Origin of the sequence: Dehalobacter sp. (genome assembly GCA_023667845.1) — a bacterium.
Lineage (GTDB): Bacteria > Bacillota > Desulfitobacteriia > Desulfitobacteriales > Syntrophobotulaceae > Dehalobacter.
Genome location: JAMPIU010000099.1, coordinates 1 through 1015 on the forward strand (window position 1 = coordinate 1; position 1015 = coordinate 1015).

General features: G+C 44.6%; 2 protein-coding genes. One reads left to right on the forward strand and one right to left on the reverse strand.

The genetic code is table 11. From position 1 onward, the window contains the following. On the forward strand, positions 1–528 hold a 528-nt coding region (locus tag NC238_07510; GenBank protein ID MCM1565786.1), incomplete at its 5' end, for an S-layer homology domain-containing protein. A gap of 131 nt (positions 529–659) precedes the next feature. Here NC238_07510 and NC238_07515 read toward each other — a convergent pair. Next, on the reverse strand, positions 660–1015 hold a 356-nt coding region (locus NC238_07515; protein MCM1565787.1), incomplete at its 5' end, for a hypothetical protein.

Genomic DNA, 1015 nt, shown 5'->3' on the forward strand with positions numbered 1-1015 from the left:
GAAGATTATGAGGAACTGGACCTGACGCCGGCCGAAATCTATGAATACCTGATGAGACTTCATGCAGCCGGTATTATCAAGGGCAGCGAAGGCAACCTGAATGTAAACAGCGGCATTAAGAGGGCTGAAATGGCGGTCCTGACCGGGCAGATTGACGATTATATAAAGAATCATGATGATGATGACGATGACTCGGACTCCGACGCTGAAGACGTTGAGAGCAATCTTGAAGACGGCGCCTATACCGTGGGAGACATAGATTTCAGCTTAAAGCTTACTTATGATGAAGACGACAAAACTGTTACCGCTAATCTTTATGCGGATGATGAAGACGCGGCCGATGATTGGGATGATTTAAGCAACAGTGATATTGAAGACGATGTAAAAGATATTTGCGATGAAATTGCCGACGCTTTTGAAGATGACGCGGATATCACCCTTGATACCATTGAAATTACCTTCTATGATGAGGACGATGACATGCTGGATAGTTTTGACTATGACGTGAGCAGTGGAGACCTGGATTAAAAGGAACGCCAAAAGTGATTAGTGCAATGAAGCGCCCGCTCAATTTGAGCGGGCTGTTTTTTTATTTGTTCGGCTAAAGCCGAACCTACAATAGAACCTGCAATTGAACCTGCAATACAAAGGAGTTAGCTTTATTTGCCGTCTTTTTTGTCTTTCTTGTTGTAGTCTTCATAGCTTTTCTTTAAATTTTCAATGTTGGCCAGCTGGCGGATAGTGCGCAGGCGGTATTTTTCAGCCTGAAGCTGTTTTTCTAATTCATCAACAGCACGCTGGTTGATCCTGCCGCCGCGATTTTTCAGGGCCTCAAGTTTCGCCTCGAGTTCTGTTATCCGGCCCTCAATATCACTTTCGTCTGAGGAAAGTTCACCGGGTTTTTTTGGCATGATTTCATTAATTGGTTTTTGAGAAACTTTGGATACGGTCCCGGCCTCTGTTTTTTCAGTTGGTATCTTAACTTTTTTAGGCGGGGATTCCCTGTCCGGCTGCC